Source organism: Kitasatospora sp. NPDC052868, assembly GCF_044547105.1.
Taxonomy (GTDB): domain Bacteria; phylum Actinomycetota; class Actinomycetes; order Streptomycetales; family Streptomycetaceae; genus Kitasatospora.
The window spans coordinates 246,210-263,620 of record NZ_JBITZW010000005.1; the positions used below are offsets into that span (position 1 = coordinate 246,210).

Annotated in this window: 13 protein-coding genes; 5 read left to right on the forward strand and 8 right to left on the reverse strand. The window is 74.0% G+C overall.

Features of this window, described 5'->3' with window-relative positions; all coding sequences use genetic code 11:
• Positions 1-38: 38 nt before the first annotated feature.
• Entirely contained in the window at positions 39-1,205 is a 1,167-nt protein-coding gene (locus tag ACIGZJ_RS11785; protein ID WP_396457022.1) for a threonine aldolase family protein, read from the reverse strand.
• A gap of 453 nt (positions 1,206-1,658) precedes the next feature.
• Here ACIGZJ_RS11785 and ACIGZJ_RS11790 point away from each other — a divergent pair, with 453 nt between their 5' ends.
• The gene (locus tag ACIGZJ_RS11790; RefSeq protein ID WP_396457023.1) at positions 1,659-2,615 is read left to right on the forward strand and encodes a M23 family metallopeptidase; all 957 of its coding nucleotides are present in this window, start codon (positions 1,659-1,661) and stop codon (positions 2,613-2,615) included.
• Between the two features lie 99 nt (positions 2,616-2,714).
• Here the strand turns inward: ACIGZJ_RS11790 and ACIGZJ_RS11795 are convergent, their stop codons facing one another.
• Entirely contained in the window at positions 2,715-3,344 is a 630-nt protein-coding gene (locus tag ACIGZJ_RS11795; protein ID WP_396457024.1) for a TetR/AcrR family transcriptional regulator, read from the reverse strand.
• 230 nt (positions 3,345-3,574) lie between these two features.
• Between ACIGZJ_RS11795 and ACIGZJ_RS11800 the strand changes: the two genes are divergently transcribed.
• Positions 3,575-5,182, forward strand: coding sequence for an MDR family MFS transporter (locus ACIGZJ_RS11800; RefSeq protein ID WP_396457025.1), 1,608 nt, complete (start codon positions 3,575-3,577; stop codon positions 5,180-5,182).
• A gap of 63 nt (positions 5,183-5,245) precedes the next feature.
• Here the strand turns inward: ACIGZJ_RS11800 and ACIGZJ_RS11805 are convergent, their stop codons facing one another.
• Complete coding sequence (locus tag ACIGZJ_RS11805; RefSeq protein WP_396457026.1) at positions 5,246-6,163, reverse strand: A/G-specific adenine glycosylase; 918 nt, start codon at positions 6,161-6,163, stop codon at positions 5,246-5,248.
• A gap of 181 nt (positions 6,164-6,344) precedes the next feature.
• Between ACIGZJ_RS11805 and ACIGZJ_RS11810 the strand changes: the two genes are divergently transcribed.
• On the forward strand, positions 6,345-7,280 hold the full coding sequence (locus ACIGZJ_RS11810) for a hypothetical protein (RefSeq protein ID WP_396457027.1): 936 nt from the start codon (positions 6,345-6,347) through the stop codon (positions 7,278-7,280).
• A gap of 152 nt (positions 7,281-7,432) precedes the next feature.
• On the opposite strand, the gene disA is transcribed toward ACIGZJ_RS11810, so the two are convergent.
• Positions 7,433-8,539, reverse strand: coding sequence for a DNA integrity scanning diadenylate cyclase DisA (disA, locus tag ACIGZJ_RS11815; protein WP_387946773.1), 1,107 nt, complete (start codon positions 8,537-8,539; stop codon positions 7,433-7,435).
• A 155-nt stretch (positions 8,540-8,694) separates the two neighbouring features.
• The gene (gene radA / locus ACIGZJ_RS11820) at positions 8,695-10,224 is read right to left on the reverse strand and encodes a DNA repair protein RadA (protein WP_396457028.1); all 1,530 of its coding nucleotides are present in this window, start codon (positions 10,222-10,224) and stop codon (positions 8,695-8,697) included.
• Positions 10,225-10,423: 199 nt separating this feature from the next.
• Here radA and ACIGZJ_RS11825 point away from each other — a divergent pair, with 199 nt between their 5' ends.
• Positions 10,424-12,328, forward strand: coding sequence for a sigma-70 family RNA polymerase sigma factor (locus ACIGZJ_RS11825; RefSeq protein WP_396457029.1), 1,905 nt, complete (start codon positions 10,424-10,426; stop codon positions 12,326-12,328).
• Between the two features lie 18 nt (positions 12,329-12,346).
• Here ACIGZJ_RS11825 and ACIGZJ_RS11830 read toward each other — a convergent pair whose 3' ends face one another.
• From ACIGZJ_RS11830 to ACIGZJ_RS11840, 3 genes are all read right to left on the reverse strand, one after another.
• Positions 12,347-13,018 (reverse strand): GAP family protein, encoded by a 672-nt coding sequence (locus tag ACIGZJ_RS11830; protein WP_396457030.1) that lies wholly within the window; start codon positions 13,016-13,018, stop codon positions 12,347-12,349.
• 214 nt (positions 13,019-13,232) lie between these two features.
• A complete protein-coding gene (locus ACIGZJ_RS11835; RefSeq protein ID WP_396457031.1) occupies positions 13,233-14,570 on the reverse strand; it encodes a DUF1254 domain-containing protein in 1,338 nt (445 codons plus the stop codon).
• A 32-nt stretch (positions 14,571-14,602) separates the two neighbouring features.
• Positions 14,603-15,949 (reverse strand): DUF1254 domain-containing protein, encoded by a 1,347-nt coding sequence (locus tag ACIGZJ_RS11840; protein WP_396457032.1) that lies wholly within the window; start codon positions 15,947-15,949, stop codon positions 14,603-14,605.
• A 313-nt stretch (positions 15,950-16,262) separates the two neighbouring features.
• Here ACIGZJ_RS11840 and ACIGZJ_RS11845 point away from each other — a divergent pair, with 313 nt between their 5' ends.
• Positions 16,263-17,348 carry an NAD-dependent epimerase/dehydratase family protein gene (locus tag ACIGZJ_RS11845; RefSeq protein WP_396457033.1) on the forward strand — a complete coding sequence of 362 codons (1,086 nt, stop codon included), beginning with the start codon at positions 16,263-16,265 and terminating at the stop codon, positions 17,346-17,348.
• The last annotated feature ends 63 nt before the right edge of the window (positions 17,349-17,411 follow it).

The window sequence follows — 17,411 nt, forward strand, 5'->3', positions numbered from 1 at the left end:
CGGCCCGGGGCGTTTAGCCCCTGTCCGGCCGAAGGCGGTCAGGACAGCAGGGCAAGGAAGGCGTCGACCGCCTCGGCGATGTCCTTGGCCGTCCACTCCAGGGCCTCGGCGGCGACGGTGACCTCGGTCATCGCCAGGCCGGGGAGCCGGGGCTCGCGCCAGCCGCCGAACAGCGCCGTACCGGACCGCTCGGCGAGCAGCAGCCCGGCCTCCTCCAGACGGGCGGCCGGGTAGGGCAACCAGAGCTGGAACTGGTGGGTGTGCGGCGGGTCGGGGTACACCCGGGCGGCGGGCACGGCCGCGAAGGCCTCGGCGAGGGCCGCCGCCACGGTTCTCGCGTGCGCCACCCTGGCCTCCAACCGGGGCAGTTCGCGGTCCAGCCCGGCCAGGGCGGCGAGGGCGGCCGGCCACTGCTGGAAGAGCTGGCCGCCGTAGCGGTGGCGCCATGCCTTGGCCGCGCGGACGAAGGGCGCCGGGCCTGCCAGCGCGGCGCCGCTGATCCCGCCGAGGGTCTTGTAGAAGGAGACGTAGACCGAGTCGGCGAGCTCGGTGATCTCCGGCAGCGGGCGGCCGAGGTGGAAGGTCGACTCCCAGATCCGGGCGCCGTCCAGGTGCAGGGCGGCGCCGTGCTCCTCCCGGACCACGGCGGCGACGGCGGCCAGCTCCGCCCACTGCGGCAGGACGAACCCGGCCTCGCGCAGCGGCAGCTCCAGGAGCAGGGCCGCGTACGGCTCGTCGAAGGCACGCAGCTCGGCCACGGTCGGGATGCGCGGCGCGGTGGTCGGCCAGACGCTGCGCAGGCCGCCGAGGACGGTGAGGGCCTGCCGCTCGAACAGCTCGGTGTGGCCGAGCGGGTGCGTCGCGACGGTGCGCAGGCCGGCCGCCTCGGCGTGGATCCGCAGCGCGACCTGCTGGGCCATCGTGCCGGTGGGGAAGAAGGCCGCGTCCTCGGTGCCGAGCAGCCCGGCGACCCGGTGTTCCAGGGTGCGGACCACTCCGTCGCCGTACATGTCCGGCCGTCCGTCCAGGTCGTACGCGTCCGCGCCCTCCTCCGTGAGTGCGGCGATCCGTTCGCGCAGGCTCTGCGGCCGGGTGCCCGAGAGCAGCCGCTCGCAGCCGCGCAGGGCGGCGAAGCGGCGGTCCTGACTGCTCCGGCCGCCGCTGTCCGCGGTGCCGTCGGTGTCTTCGCTCCTGATGGCATACATACGTCGATGGTCCCGCAGCGCGGCCGTCCGGTCAGCGGCGCGGACGCCGTGAATACCCCGGGCGGGCGGGAGTCGAGCAGAAGTGGGGCGGGAGTGCGGTGGAGCTGCAGCAGGGGTGCGGCGGGCGTCCGGCGGGGCGGGCCCGGGAACGCGGCTGGACGGCTGCCAAACCCGGGCGGCGGGTGGCTCTGGTCACAGGGGTCGACACCGGTACGACCGGCGGTAGTAGACCGCCCGGAGGGGCTCCGGAAGCTCAGATCCCATAACAGGACAATCCGATCTCATGATCGTTACTCCGTCAGCTTGAATCTCCGGCGCAACGCTGACTACACGCCGTAGTACGTCACACCGTTTGGGACTCCGCTCGGTGACGGTTACACCTGAGTGGTCCCCACTCAGCACGCCCGAACGGGCTCCGTGCTGCCCCGTACGTCCGTGAGGTTGAGCTTCCCGATGTCCTCCGTCCCGCCCATGGGGCCGGCCCTCCGCCGCCTCGCCGCCCGCGCGGCAACCCACGCGGCGGACTGGCAGCCCCGACTCGGCCACGCCATCCGCACCCACGCCACACCGCTGCGCACGCTCACCGCGCCGCGGCACACCCTGCCCGGCACCCGGGTCTGGGCCGACCGGCACCGCACCGCCACCGCGGCCGGCGCGGCCGCGGTCATACTGTCCGGCGCCCTGCTGGTCGCCGCGCCGGGCAGCGCCTCGGCGCAGACGGTCGCCCCCACCACCCCCGGCAGCTCGGCGTTCACCGCCCCGCAGAGCGCGGCCCCCACGGCCGGCCTGGTCCAGGTGGCCGGCCCGAGCACCTACCAGCTGCCGCACGAGCACGGCTCGGCGCAGGAGTACGTGGCGGTCGCGGCGAACCTGCAGGCTCCCGAGCCGGCCCCGGCGCCCGCGCCCTCCTCGGACCAGGCCCCGGCCGCCGAGCCGGCTCCCGAGCCCGCTCCGGCACCCGCGCCCGAGCCCGCCCCGGCCCCGGCACCGGCGCCCGCGCCGGAGTGGTCCGCGCCGGTACCGGGTGCGCCGACCAGCAACCCGTACGGCGTGGCCAACCCCGAGTACGCGGCCGGGTACCACACCGGCGTGGACTTCGCGGTCGCCCCGGGCACCCCGCTCCTCGCGGTCGGCAACGCCACCGTGGTGTCGGCCGGCTGGGACGGCGCCTACGGCAAGGAGGTCGTCCTGCGACTGGCGGACGGGCGCTACGCGCAGTACGCGCACATGTCGGCGCTCGCGGTCTCCGCGGGCGAGCGGGTGTCGGCCGGCGAGCAGATCGGCCGCTCCGGGAACACCGGCAACTCGACCGGTCCCCACCTGCACTTCGAGATCCGCTCCAGCAACCACTACGGCGCCGTGATCAACCCGATCGCGTACCTCTCCGGGCACGGCGTCACCGGGTTCTGATCCCCCTGGGATGACGGAGGCGGACGGCCGGGCCGTCCGCCTCCCCGCGTTCCGCCGCCGGTCGGGCGCGCGCCGGGGGCCGGCGGATCAGGCCGCCGGTCAGACGTGTGCCTGGGGCCGGCGGATCAGGCCGCCGATCTCCAGCGCCACCCGCTGGGCGGCCGACATGGCCTCCTCCAGGGTGGCCACCCGCGCGTCGACCGCGCAGTGCTCCCCGGCGTCGCTCGGCTCCGAGACGTCGTGCTTGAGCATGAACAGTGCCGAGTTGATGGTGAACAGCGCCATCGTCGCCCGCAGCCGGTCCTCGAAGTCCGCGTCGGGACCGTGCACCAGCCGGATCATCGCGAGCATGCGGTCCTTGAACTCCAGCCCGGCCGGCGACTCGCGCAGCGCGGGCTGGTTCTCGTGGAAGAACCGCAGCAGCGGCGCCCGCTCGGACATGCCCGCCGCGAACCGCCGGATCAGCTCGTCCCGCAGCTCCGGGCTCCACTCCTGGTCCCGGCCCCAGGCGATGGTCTCGTCGATCGGCGCGGCCATGCCCTGCACGATGCCGTGGACGATGTCGTCCTTGGTCTTGAAGTGGTAGTAGAGCGCCGCCTTGGTGACACCGAGCCGGTCGGCGATCTCCCGCAGCGAGGTCTGCTCGTACCCCTGCTCGGCGAAGAGCTCCAGCGCGACCGCGACAATCCGGGCCCGGGTGTCGCTACGGGGGCTGTGCGTCGTACCCATGGCCTGCCTCATGACTGCGTCGGTGACTGCTGCTGCGCTCGGTGGGCGCCCTCGGACGCTCGCCGTGGGCCCATTCTCCCTGCCCAGGGAGTCGGCGGGAAAACTGGCTTGACGCCCGACTAGTGGCTAACTTACCGTGCCCACGGTCCAAGAAACTAGCCGGGCGACAAGTAAGTAAGCCACCGAAGGCCTGACGGTCGTCCCACATCCAGTCCGGGAGACACCACCCCATGTCACAACCGCAGGCCGACGCCCCGGCGCCGGAACAGAAGACGGCCGAGGAGGAGGCTCCCCGGTCGCCGCGCGAGATCCGCCTGGTGATGACCGGCCTGGTCGTCACCATGCTGCTGGCCATGCTCGACAACCTGATCATCGGCACCGCGATGCCGACGATCGTCGGCGACCTCGGCGGCGCCGAGCACCTGTCCTGGGTCGTCACCGCGTACACCCTGGCCACCGCCGCCTCCACCCCGATCTGGGGCAAGCTCGGCGACCTCTACGGCCGCAAGGGCACCTTCCTCACCGCCATCGTGATCTTCCTGGCGGGCTCGGCGCTCTCCGGCCTCTCGCAGAACATGAACGAGCTGATCGGCTTCCGCGCCCTCCAGGGCCTGGGCGCCGGCGGCCTGATGGTCGGCGTGATGTCGATCATGGGCGCGCTCATCCCGCCGCGCGACCGCGGCAAGTACCAGGGCATGTTCGCCGCGGTGATGGCGCTCGCGACCATCGGCGGCCCGCTGATCGGCGGCTTCATCACCGATCACCTCAACTGGCACTGGACCTTCTACATCAACCTGCCGCTCGGCGTGGTCGCCCTCGCCGTCGTCATGGTCACCCTGAAGCTGCCGAAGGTCCGCTCGACCGCCCGGATCGACTACCTCGGCGCCCTGCTGCTCACCACCGGCATCACCGCGCTGACCCTGATCACCACCTGGGGCGGCCAGGAGTACGCCTGGGGCTCCAAGCAGATCCTCGGCCTGGCCGCGCTGGCCGCCGCCTCGCTGATCGCGTTCTGCTACGTCGAGCAGCGGGTCGAGGAGCCGATGCTCCCGCTCGACCTGTTCAAGAACCTGAACTTCACCCTGGTCTCGCTGATCGGCTTCGTCGTCGGCTTCGTGATGTTCGGCTCGACCGTCTTCCTGCCGCTCTACCAGCAGACCGTCCAGGGCGCCTCGGCCACCAACTCCGGCCTGCTGCTGATGCCGATGATGTTCGGCATGCTGGTCGTCTCGCTGGCCGTCGGCCAGGCGGTGACCAAGACCGGCAAGTACCGGATCTTCCCGATCATCGGTACGGTCGTGATGGCCGGCGGCTCACTGCTGCTGTCCACGCTGTCCACCGACACCAGCACGCTCACCTCGGCCTGCTTCATGGTGGTGCTCGGCGCCGGCATGGGCTTCCTGATGCAGATCACCATGCTGGTCGCGCAGAACAGCGTCGAGCTCAAGGACATGGGCGTGGCCAGCTCCACCGCCACCCTGTTCCGCACCATCGGCGGCTCCTTCGGTGTGGCGCTGTTCGGCGCGCTGTTCAACAGCCGCGTCACCGAGACCATGAAGGACCGGCTCGGCGAGGCCGCCACCGGCGGCGTGCAGGGCGACCCGGGCCAGATGAGCCCGGCCGCGCTCAAGGCGCTGCCCGCTCCGGTCCAGGACGCGTACCACCACGCCGTGGCCAACGGGATGCACACCGTCTTCCTCTGGGGTGCGGCGGTCGCCGTGATCGCGATCGCCGCGGCGGTCTTCATGCGCGAGGTCCCGCTGCGGGGTTCCGGCGCCCCGGCGGCGGACGACAAGGGCAAGGCCACCGAGCCCAACGTCGAGGCCGTCGCGATCTGACGCCCGGAAGTCCCCCCTCCCCGGCCGGGGTGGGGGGATTTCGCGTTGCTGCGGCGGTTCGCGTTACTGCGGCAGTCGGTAGACGCCCTGCTCGACCGGCTCGACCAGGCCGTCGGCGACCAGTCCGTCCAGTGCCCTGGCCCGCTGCACCGCGTCCGGCCAGACGGCGTCCAGCCGGGCCTGCTCCACCGTGCCGTACGCGTCGCGCAGTACCGCCAGCAGCTTGCCGCGCACCTGGCGGTCCGTCCCCTCGTAGGTCTGGCCGCGCCGGGCCGGGCCCTCGTACGGCGGGCAGCCGGCCCGCTGCCAGGCGCAGTGGGTGAACAGCGGGCAGCCGCCGCACTCCGGGCTGCGCGCGGTGCAGACCAGCGCGCCGAGCTCCATCACGCCGACCGCCCAGGTCGCCGCGGTCTCCGCCGGCTCCGGCAGCAGCGCCGTCGCCGTCCGGCGCTCGGCCGCCGTGGTGGCCTGCGCCGGGTACTCCACGCCCGTCACCGCGCGGGCGAACACCCGGCGCACATTGGTGTCCAGCACCACGTGCCGCTGGCGGAAGGCGAACGAGGCCACCGCCGCCGCCGTGTACTCCCCCACCCCGGGCAGCCCGAGCAGCGTCGCGTGGTCGTCCGGCACCTGGCCGCCGTGCTCCTCGGTGATCGCCACCGCGGCCGCGTGCAACCGCAGGGCCCGCCGCGGGTAGCCCAGCCGGCCCCACATCCGGACGGCCTCGCCGGGGGCGTCGGCCGCCAGGTCGGCGGGGGTCGGCCAGCGCTCCAGCCACGCCTCGTAGGCGGGCAGCACCCGCTTCACCGGGGTCTGCTGGAGCATGAACTCGCTCACCATCACCGCCCAGGGCGAGGCCTCCGGGGTCCGCCAGGGCAGATCGCGCGCGTTGGCCTCGTACCAGCCGAGGACGGTCGAGTGCAGTACCGGCAGCGGGAGGGCGGCGGGACCGGGGGCGGGGGTGACGGTGATGGCAGCCATGGCCCTTCGATCCTCCCACGCCCACGGCCCCGACCGAAGCGGAGTCGTGAATTCCGAATTCCCTCGAAAGAGGTCCTCCCGTACTCCCCCGAACGGCGCAAATGGCGGATCATGTGAAGGAAGGGGCGACAGTGCGGTGTTGGTGAGTCACAGGGCACACACTGTCTCGTAGAGTTTGGGCGTGCCTTCTCTGCGTCAACCCGTGGGACCGCTTCCGGCTTCGATCTACTGGCGTCGGCGCGTCGTCATGCTCGCCGCCCTCGCCGCGGTCGTCGCCCTGATTCTCTGGCTGATGTCCGATCAGGGCGACGGCGGTGGACAGGGCAAGGCCGCGCAAGCCGTGCCGTCCCAGTCCCAGACCCCCGCCCAGGCGATCACGCCCGGCGCCTCCCCGAGCGGCCCCGCCAACACCCTGCGCCCCGGCGGGGGCGGCACCAGCGGGGGCGGCAGCGGGAGCCCCGGTGGCAGCACCGGCGGCGGTGCGGTGTCCGGCTCCGGTGGCGGCGATGTCAGCCTCGGCACGGGCGGGGGCGGCAGCGCACCCAACCCGGCTCCGGCCACCGGCGGCGCGGGCGGAACCGCGGCGGGCGGCACGGCAGCGGGCGGCACGGCGGCGGGCGGGGCCGGCGCAGCGGCGGGCGGCACCGGAGGCGGAGCATCCGGCGGTACCGGCGCACCCGCGGTGAACACCGCCGAGGTCATGGCGCTGCCGGTCTGCGCCTCCTCCGCGGTGACGCTGGAGCTGTCCAGCGCCCAGAACTCCTACCAGCCCAAGGACAAGCCGCGCCTGGCGCTGACCGTCCACAACGCCTCCGGCACCAACTGCCGGGTGGACCTGGGCCGGACGGCCTCCGCGATCACGGTGACGGCCAGCAGCAGCGAGCGGATCTGGTCCTCCGGCGACTGTCCCTCGGACCGCGGCGCCACCTGGGTGCAGATCCCGGCGAACAACGGCCTGACCGAGACCTTCACCTGGGACCGCAGCCGCAGCAAGCCCCAGTGCGCCACCGCCGACGCGGCGCCCGCACCGGCCGGCAACTACCTGGTGGTCGCCGACCTCACCGGCCTGTCCGGTGGTCAGGTGTCGGCGCGCTCCTCGATCCGCCTGGAGAGCTGACCCGCACTCAGTCCCCTGGTTCAGCACGGAAGCCCCGGCCCGAGGGCCGGGGCTTCGCCGTGTTCAGGGGCTGCTCGCCGGGCTTTGGCCCTGAGCCCCGGGGCCGGTCCGTGCCAGACCCGGCCCGGGGGCGGGCAGGCCCAGGGGCCTGATCAGACGTAGCGCTCCAGGATGGACGATTCGGCAAGTCGCGACAGGCCCTCGCGCACCGAGCGGGCGCGGGTCTCGCCGACGCCCTCGACCGTCTGCAGATCGTCGATGCTGGCCGCGAGCAGCTTCTGCAGACCGCCGAAGTGCTCGACCAGCCGCTCTATCACCGTGTTCGGCAGCCGCGGGATCTTGGCCAGCAGCCGGTAGCCGCGCGGCGAGACCGCCGAGTCCAGGGACTCCGGCGAGCCCGAGTAGCCGAGCGCCTTGGCGACGGTCTGCAGGTCGAGCAGCTCGGCGTGGGTCAGCGCCTCCAGGTCGGCCAGCACCTCGGTGACCGTCCGGCCCTTCTTCGCGGCCCGCTCCGGGAAGTAGTCGCGGGCGACCAGCTCGCGCTCCGGCTCCACGCCCGCGATCAGCTCGTCCAGCTGGAGCGAGAGCAGCCGGCCGTCCGTCCCGAGCTCCAGCACGTAGCCGGCGATCTCGGTGGCGATCAGCCGGACCATCTCCAGCCGCTGGGCGACGGCGGTGACATCCCGGACCGTCACCAGGTCCTCGATCTCCAGGGCGGAGAGCGTGCCGGCCACCTCGTCCAGCCGGAGCTTGTACCGCTCCAGGGTGGCCAGCGCCTGGTTGGCCCGGGAGAGGACGGTCGTGGAGTCCTCCAGCACCCGGCGGGTGCCGTTGACGTACATCGCGATCAGCCGCATCGAGTGCGAGACCGCGACCACCGGGAACCCGGTCTGCCGGTTGACCCGCTCCGCGGTGCGGTGGCGGGTACCCGTCTCGTCGGTGGGGATGGTGGAGTCCGGCATCAGGTGCACCCCGGCCCGGACGATCTTGGTGATGTCCTTGTCCAGCACCACCGCGCCGTCGAGCTTGCACAGCTCGCGCAGCCGCGTGGCGGTGAACTCGACGTCCAGGACGAACCCGCCGGTACAGATCGACTCGACCGTCTTGTCGAAGCCGAGCACGATCAACCCGCCGGTGTTCGCCCGCAGCACCCGCTCCAGGCCGTCACGCAGCCCCGTGCCGGGCGCGATGGCGCTGAGGGAGGCCCGTAGCAGGGCCTCCTCACGGGAGGACTTGTCCGCCCGGTCGCTGGCTGCCACGTGACTCCTCCGGTCGACCCCGTACCGCGCGCCTCGCGCCGTGCGCCGGCCTACGGTCTGTTGCTCTGTCGCTTATTACTGCCTTATCGGCAATTAGACAGGGGAAAGTCTAACTGGGTGCGGCAATAACAGAGCCTGGGTCAGCGCGGTTCGTCTCAGTCCAGCGGTTCCCACCCCTCCATGAGCTCCTCCGGGTAGGCGGCGACGGGGGCTTCGCGGCGGGCCCCGCGGGGGGCGGGCGGGGTCTCGCGCGGTGCGGCGGACCCCTCGCGGGGCGCCGACGACGCCTCACCCCGCGGCTTGGCGGCAGCGCGGCGGCGGCCGGGAACGGCCCGCAGCGCCTCGCCGATGTCGGCCACCTCCACCACCTTCATGCCCGCCGGCACCTTGCCCGGATCCGGCGGGACCAGCGCGTGCGTGAAGCCCAGACGGTGCGCCTCGGCCAGGCGCCGCTGCACACCCGTCACCCGCCGCACCTCGCCCGCCAGACCGACCTCGCCGATCGCCACCAGGTTGCTCGGGAGCGGGGTGTCCGAGGAGGAGCTGGCCACGGCGAGGGCGATCGCGAGGTCCGCCGACGGCTCGCTCAGCTTCACCCCGCCGACCGTCGCCGTGTAGATGTCCTGCTTGCCGAGCTTGACCCCGCCGTGCCGCTCGACCACGGCCAGGATCATCGCGATCCGGGGCGACTCCAGACCGGAGGTCGTCCGGCGCGGGGAGGGGATCTGCGAATCCACCATCAGCGCCTGCACCTCCGCCACCAGCGGGCGGCGGCCCTCCAGGGTGACGGTCAGGCAGGTGCCGGGAACGGGCTTGTCACGCCTGGTCAGGAAGAGCCCGGACGGGTCGGCCAGACCCACGATGCCCTCGTCGTGCAGCTCGAAGCAGCCGACCTCGTCGGTGGCGCCGTACCGATTCTTGATCCCGCGGATGATGCGCAGCCGGGCGTGGCGGTCCCCCTCGAAGCTCAGCACCACGTCCACCAGGTGCTCCAGCAGGCGGGGGCCGGCGATCTGGCCGTCCTTGGTGACATGGCCGACCAGCAGGGTGGCCATGCCTCGGTCCTTGGAGGCCCGGATCAGCGCACCGGCCACCTCGCGGACCTGGGCCGGCCCGCCGGGCGCACCGTCCAGCTCGGCGGAGGCGATGGTCTGCACCGAGTCCAGGATCAGCAGGCCCGGGTTCACCGCGTCGATGTGTCCGAGGACGGCGCCGAGATCGGACTCGGCGGCGAGGTAGAGGTGGTCGGAGAGCGCGTTGATCCGGTCCGCCCGCAGCCGGACCTGGCCGGCCGACTCCTCGCCGGTGACGTAGAGCGTGCGGTGCTGCGCGCTGGCGGCCTTGGCCGCGACGTCCAGCAGCAGGGTGGACTTGCCGACGCCGGGCTCGCCGGCCAGCAGCACCACGGCGCCGGGGACGATGCCGCCGCCGAGCACCCGGTCCAGCTCGGGCACACCGGTCGAGCGGGCGGTGGCGACCTGCCCGTCGACCTGGGCGATCGGCCGGGCGGGCGCGCTGACCGGTCCGGCCGCCGTCGTCCTGATCGGTACCGCGCCGTACTCCTCGACCGTGCCCCAGGCGTTGCACTCCGGGCACCGGCCGACCCACTTGGGCAGCTGGTTGCCGCACTCGGTGCAGCGGTACGCCGGGCGCGGCTTGGCGGTGGTCTTGGTGCGGGCAGCCATGCGGCCACCGTAGCGGCTGGGTCCGACAACGGGCCGCGGGCGGGGGGCTCAGGCCGGGGCGCGGGGGCGTGGGACGGGGCGCGGTCCGGGGCTCGGAGGCTCGCGCCGGGTCCACGAATGGGCGATGTTGTTACCCGAAAGAAGTACAACAGGAGGGAAACGCCCGGGCGCGGGCCCTCGCCTCTCTACCGTCGGTCGGGTGACGACGAGTACTGACAGGTCCACCGGCGCCGTGCTCGCGGCCTACGACCGGCAGGTGGACGCCCTGTTCACCTACTGCCTCTCGGTGCTGTGCGAGCACGACGCGGCCGCCGCCGCCCTCCGGGAGGTGCGCGAGCTGGCGCTGCGGCACGGCGTGCGGCTGGCCGAGCCCGGACTGGTGCGGCCCTGGCTGTACTCGCTGGCGCGGTACTGCTGCCTGCGCCGGCTGGAGGCCGGCCCCGGACCGGCGGCCGGCCCGAGCCCCTCGGCCGCCGAGGCGACCCGGCGGCGGCGCGAGCTGGCCTCGCTCGCCTGGCCCGAGGCCGCGGGCACCGATCCCGAACAGCGGGAGGCGCTGGAGCTGTCGGTCCGCCACCGGCTGAGCCCGATCGAGGTGGCGGCCGTCCTCGGCGTCCCGCTCGACACCGCCCGCGCGCTGCTGGCCTCGGCGGAGGCGGAGGTCGGCCGGACCAGGGCGGCGCTGCTGGTGCTCGGCGTCGGAAGCTGCCCCGAGCTGGACCGGCTCGGCGGGGCCGGGGCGGAGAGCTGGCGGGACTGGGTGCTCGGCCCGGCGCTGCGCCGGGAGCTGGTGCAGCACGTGGTGGACTGCCCGACCTGCCGGGGGACGGCGGAGCGGGTGGCCGGGGAGGTGTCCGAGGGGGTCTCGGGGATGTCCGGGCTGCCGGTGCTGTCGGCCCCGGCGGCGGCCGCGCCGGAGCGGGAGGGCGGGGTGGTCTTCCTGCCGGGCGCGGGCACGGCGGGTGCGCCCGGGCGGCGGGCGGCGGGGCCGGTACCGGTGACCGAGCCGGGCCTGCGGTTCGACCAGGGCGGGTTCCCCCGGCACCGGCTGCCGGACGCGGGCCGGAGCCTGGCGGTGCGCCGCCGGGTGGTGACCACCGGGGTGCTGGCGGCCGTGCTGGCCGCGCCGGTGGTGGCGCTCTGGGCCGGTCACCGGGGTGGCGGCGGCGCCTCGGCGGCGGCCTCGGTCTCCTCGGTCCGGGTCGAGGACGACGGACGGACCGCCGGTCAGCGGCCGCCGGGCGCGGTGACCGGGTCCGCGCTGGTCCAGCAAGGTCCGGCCGCGCAGGCCCGCGGGGGCGCCCCGGCCGTGCCCGGTCTGGAGCTGGCAGGGGCCGGCTCGGCACCTGCAGAAACGTTGCTTCCTGGATTCCTGGGCCCTGCTGTCCCGGTACCGAGCCACGGTGCGACCCCGCTCGGCAGTCCGACCCTGATCGCCACCCCGGCCCCGCCCGCCGGGCCTGGCACGGTCCAGCAGCCCGCCCCCGTCGGACTGCTCACCGTCGAGGCGGGCGGGTACGGCAACCGGACGGTGCTCACCCTGACCAACTCCGGCGGCACCGAGATCCGCTGGCACGCCGTGGTGGACGCGGCCTGGCTCCGGCTCAGCCGGGACTCCGGGACGCTCGCCCCGGGCCAGCGGATCACCGTGATCGTCTCGGTGGACGAGGACCTCGCCCCGGGCACCCACTGGACGGCCCGGATCGCGCTGCCGCCCTCGCAGGCGGTGGTCACCCTGGAGGGCGGACCGCACAACCGCGGCGGCAGTACCCCCGTCCCGGGCGAGCCGGAGTCGACGGCGGATCCGACCGACGCCCCGACCGGGGGCCCGACCAGCACTCCGACCGGCACCCCGGCGGCCACGCAGTCCCCGACCGCTCCCGCGACGGGGCACCCCTCCCCCGGGACGCCGTCGGCGACCGCCACCCCGTCGGCCACCGCTACCCCGTCCGGGCCGGGGCCGACGACCTCGCCGTCGCCGTCCACCCCGCCGTCCACGCCTGCGCCGTCCTCCCCGTCCTCGCCGCCCGCCCCGACCTCCTCCGCCACCGCCGGTCCGGGCCCGGCCTCCCCGGCGCCGACGGCCGCCGCCACCCCGCACTGAGCCGATCGGGCCAGGGCCTCAGGAGGTCAGCCCGGAGACCGCGTCGCCGATGTACTTCGCCCCGAGGACGACCAGGACCACCATCATGATCGCCGCGTTGTGCGTGGCCATCCACGCCTTCCACTCCCCCAGCACCCTGACCGACCGGTCCCCGCCGAACAGGTAGACCGACAGCGGCAGCAGGGTGCAGAGCGAGCCGATCAGCACCATCAGCGCCGCGGCCACCGCCTTGCCGCCACCGGAGGCGTCGCTGGTCGCGATCGAGACGGCGCCGCCGACCGCGAGCACCAGGTTCTTCGGGTTGACCGCCACCAGGGCGGCGGCGAGTCCGGCCGCCCTGGCCGGGGTGAAGCGGTCGAGGGCCTGCATCCACTTCGGCGGGGGCTGCACCCGGCCCGCGCGCGGGCGGCCCCGCCACTGCTTGAGGCCGAGCAGCACGAACAGCGTGCCGAAGGCCAGCTTCAGCCACCACCCCCAGGTCGGTTCGGCGGTCCCGGTGTCCAGGCCCGAGCCGACCAGCACCACCACCGTGACCAGCGCCGTCAGTGCCACCACCCAGCCGGCCGTGAACGCCAGGCCGTTGGACCTGCCCTTCGGAGTGGCGAGCATCAGGATCACCGCGACCAGCGGCATCGGGCTGATCGCGATGCCCACGGCCGAGGCCAGCATCTGGCCGACGGCGTCACCCATGCCTGTGTCCCTTCCTCGTCGCGCGGTTCCGCACGAGTCGACTGCGCGGATCCGGTCCTGCCGGTCTGGCGGTACGGCCGGTACGGCCGGTACGGCCGGTACGGCCGGTACGGCCGGTACGGCCGGTACGGCCGGTACGGCCGGTACGGCCGGTACGGCCGGTACGGCCGGTCGGGTCCGCGGGAGCGGATCCGCGGGCTCGGCGCGGCCGGTTTCAGATCCGCCGGATCGGTGGCACCCGGTACGTACCGTCCAGCGCGGCCGGCGTCGGCTGGTAGATCCGGATGATCGGCCGGAACCCGCCCTCCGGGGTCGGCAGCCAGTTCGCCGCCGCGGCCGGGTCCGCGGGCCGCTCGTGCTGGAGCAGCAGCGTCAGCGAGCCGTCCTCGCCGTGCACCAGGCCGGGCGTGCGGTCGCCGACCGAGTAGCGCCCGAGGGGGTTCGCCACCAGGTAGTAGTCCGGCAGGGAGTACATGGTGACGGACCAGAAGGCGCCGGCCGGCGGCGGCTCGTCGAAGCGCAGGGTGTAGGCGTGGGCGCCGCTGAGCGGGCGGCCGTCGGCGTCGTCGTACGTCATCGCGTACACCGACTCGTAGGCGTGGTTGCCCCAGAGCCCGGCGCGGGCGGCGGCGGCCCGGCTCAGATAGGCGGCGCGCCGGTCGGGGATGCGCCACTCGGGGTCGTCGATGGTGCCCGGGCCGAGGAAGTCGACGTTGTAGTCGAACAGGTGCAGCGCCGAGCGCCACTCGCCGGCCGGGTGGTCCTCCGGCGGCCGGGTAGCGTCCTCGACCCGTTCGCGGCCCGCCGCCAGGCCCTTGAGCAGGGCGAGCGTCCACTCCGGGGCGGCGGCGCGGTACGGCGAGGGGCCGGCGTCGAGCAGGCCGAGCGGGGCGAACCGCTGCTGGTACTCGATGTCGGGCCCGGCGGGCGGGAAGGCCGCCATCCAGACCCGCAGCCGTTCGAAGAAGGCCAGCCGCTCGGGCACCTCGGGGTCCGGCTCGGGCAGCCCGGCGGCCAGTCCGCCCGGCTCCAGCGGGGCGAGCGTCAGCCCGTCCTGGAGGGCCCGGACCCGTGGCAGGTCGTCGGGGCCGGTGCAGGCGAAGCGGCCGACGATGGTCGCGACCGCGGTCGGGGAGACGATGACGTCCTCTTGGCCTCCACTGGGGGTGCCGTGCCAGCCGGGCGGGACGATCAGCCAGGTCCGCTCGCCGGTGCCGGTGGCGCGGCGGCCGAGGTAGGCGAAGTTGTCGGTCCAGGCACCGACGAACTGCAGCACGTAGTAGGCCCCGGCGGTGTCCGGGACGTGCAGCACCTGCGGGCCTTCGGAGAGGTCGAGCTGGGCGATCGAGTACACGGTGTCGTTGTTGACGGAGACGAAGGTGTCCTCCGGCTGCGCCAGTCGGGTCGCGTGGCTGAACCCGTTGAACGGAGCCGCGGGCAGGACGCCCAGGCCGCCCTGGGTGAAGCGCTCGACCATGGTGAGGGAGGACACCAGCGGGTAGCCGTAGACGTAGGCGTCGGCGGCCAGGGCCTCCAACTCGGGCTGGGTCATTCGGGAGTCCTTGTCCGGTCCGGTGGGGTGGCTCACGCGGGGTCGCCGGCGGGGGTGCGCACGGTCAGCGGCGGGAGTCCCCAGCGGCCGTCGAGGGCGGACTCGGCCGGGCCGTAGAGCCGGAGGACCACCGTGAACGGGCCGTCGGGGGCGGGCAGCCAGTTGGCCGAGTGCTCGGCGTCGGCGGGGCGCTTGTGCCGGATGTGGAGGGTGAGGCCGCCGTCCGGGTCGTGGACCAGCCCGGGGGTGCGGTCGCCGATCGAGTAGCGGTCCAGGGTGTTGTCGACCAGCATGCGGTCCGGGAGGGAGTACAGGGTCGCGGACCAGAAGAACCGGACGGGCGGCGTCTCGCCGGGGCCGAACCGCAGCACGAAGTCGTGGTCGCTCCCGTTCGGCGGGTGGTTTCCCTCGCTGTCGGTCTCCCACACGCCGTACCAGGCCTCCTCGGTCGGCAGCCCGTACAGGCCCTTCATCGCGGCGACGGCCCTGGTCAGGTACCTCGTGCCGAGCTGCTCGCGGGTGCCGAAGGCGCCGGCCGAGGAGGTGAGCTCCTCGGCGGCCCGGTCGAGCTCCGCGCGGGCGTCGGCGATGCCGCGCTCGATCTCGGCGCGGGTCCCGATCGGCAGGGCGGCGGGCTCGAACTCGCCGCGGCCGTCGATGCCCAGGTCGGTCAGTCGGCCGCGCAGGTCGGCGTCGGCCGGCAGGGCGGGGAAGAAGCCCAGCAGGAAGTCGAGGAAGCTGAAGAACTCGATGCCGCCCAGCACCTCCTCCCGCCAGACCGGCCAGACCGGGTTGGGCGCGGGCGGCGGGGCCGGGGTGTCCGTGTACGTGTGCAGTGGGCGCAGCCGGTACTGCTGCTGGATCTCCTTCAGCTCCTCGACCGCCTCGGGAGAGGACGCGCCGAGGTAGGTCCGTCCGACGATTCCGATCAGCTCGGTGGCGGTGCGGATCACGCCGCTGATGCCGTCCGGTGCCGTGCCCTGCCAGCCGGGGCCTGCCACCAGGTAGTCGCCGGCCTCCTGGCCGGTGGTCCGGGCGCCGATGAAGCCGGCGTAGGCGGTGTCGAGTTCGTGCAGCGGGAGCACGTAGTAGCGGTCCTCGGCGGGCACCGAGACCACCCAGGGCTCGGCGCGCAGATCGAGCCAGGCCCAGGAGTACGGGGTGTCGTTGTTGGGGGTGACGACATCGGTGTTGGCCGGGGTGGAGGGCTGCGGATAGTGCCGGAACACCCCGAAGCCGCCGACGTGGCGCGGGTCCGCGTCGTCGACCGCCTGCGGGTAGAGGGTCCGGTAGTTCTCCAGGAGGGGGTACCCCCAGATCCACGCCTCTGCGGCGGTGGCGCGGACGGTGGCCGGATCCACGAGTGCCGGGTTGCCCATGCTGTCGATCTCCCCTGCGCCGGAGCATGCCTGATTCTGGACATCTAGGTACAAACGGGATCCTAGGTGTCACCCAGTCGGTCGGCACCTCGGCGGCGGGTGGGCGGTGTTCGGGTTCGGTGGGCTCGGGTTCGGTGGGCTCGGGTTCGGTGGGCTCGGGTTCGGCGGTGGGGCGCGGCGGCCGACCGGCGGCGGCCTGCGTGCGGGTGCGGCGTGCGGGTGCGGCGTGCGGGTTCAGCGGCTGCCTGCTTGGCCGCGTCCGCCCACCGCGAACGAGGGCCCGCGAACGACCCGGCCGGGAGAAGCTGCCGGTATGAAGATCCTCCTGCTCGGGGGTTCGTCCTTTCTGGGACGGGCCTTCGCTTCCGAAGCCCTCGCCCGCGGCAACGAGGTCACCACCTTCAACCGCGGCCTCTCCGGTACCGACCTGACCGGGGTACGGGCCGTCCGCGGCGAACGCGACCGCGCCGAGGACCTGGCCGCGCTGATCGAGGGGCGGCACTGGGACGCCGTCGTCGACACCTCCGCCCAGCAGCCCGCCCAGGCCGCACTCTCCGCCCGGCTGCTGCGCGACCACGCCGACCACTACACCTTCGTCTCCTCGGTGCACGCCTTCGCCGACTGGCCCGCCCAGGTGGTCGACGAGACCTCCCCGCTGCACCCCTGCCCCGCCGACACCCCGCCCGACCAGCCGGCCGGCAATGCGCTCAAGGCGGGGTGCGAACGCGCGGTGCAGGAGCACTTCGGCGCGGAGCGCACGCTGATCCTCAACAGCGGACTGCTGATCGGCCCGTACGAGAACGGGGGCCGCCTGCCCTGGTGGCTGGAGCGGATGGCCCGCGGCGGAAAGGTCCTGGCGCCGGGGGACCAGAACCGGACGATGCAGGTCATCGACGTCCGGGACTTCGCCGTGCTCGGCCTCGACCTGCTGACGGCGGGCGACACCGGGCGCTACATCACCACCGCCCCGGCCGGGCGAACCACCTTCGGGGAGTTCCTGCGGACCTGCGCCGAGGTCGTCGGGGATGTGGTCGGGGAGGGAGCGGACGCTGCAGGCGGCCACCCCGCCGGCCCGCCCGTCGAGCTCGTCTGGGTCGAGGACGGCCCGCTGCTCGCCGAAGGCCCGGACAGTGTGCAGCCGTGGACGGAACTCCCGCTCTGGGCACCCGACGTACCGGAAATGGCGGGGGTCTGGCTCGCCGACACCACCCGGGCCCAGGCGGCCGGGCTGCGCTGCCGACCGTTCGCCGAGACCGCGCGCGACACCTGGGCCTGGCTTCAGCAGCGCGGGCCGGCCGAGGACACCGACGCCGACGGCCTCAAGGGCCGCAAGGGCGCCGCACATCGACAGGGCATCGTCCCGGCGAAGGAGCAGCGTCTACTCGAAGCGCTGGGGTAGTCGGGCCGGGCAGTCGGGCCAAGCCCGTCGGTCGGGGCAGCGGGACCGGGGCAGTGAGACCGA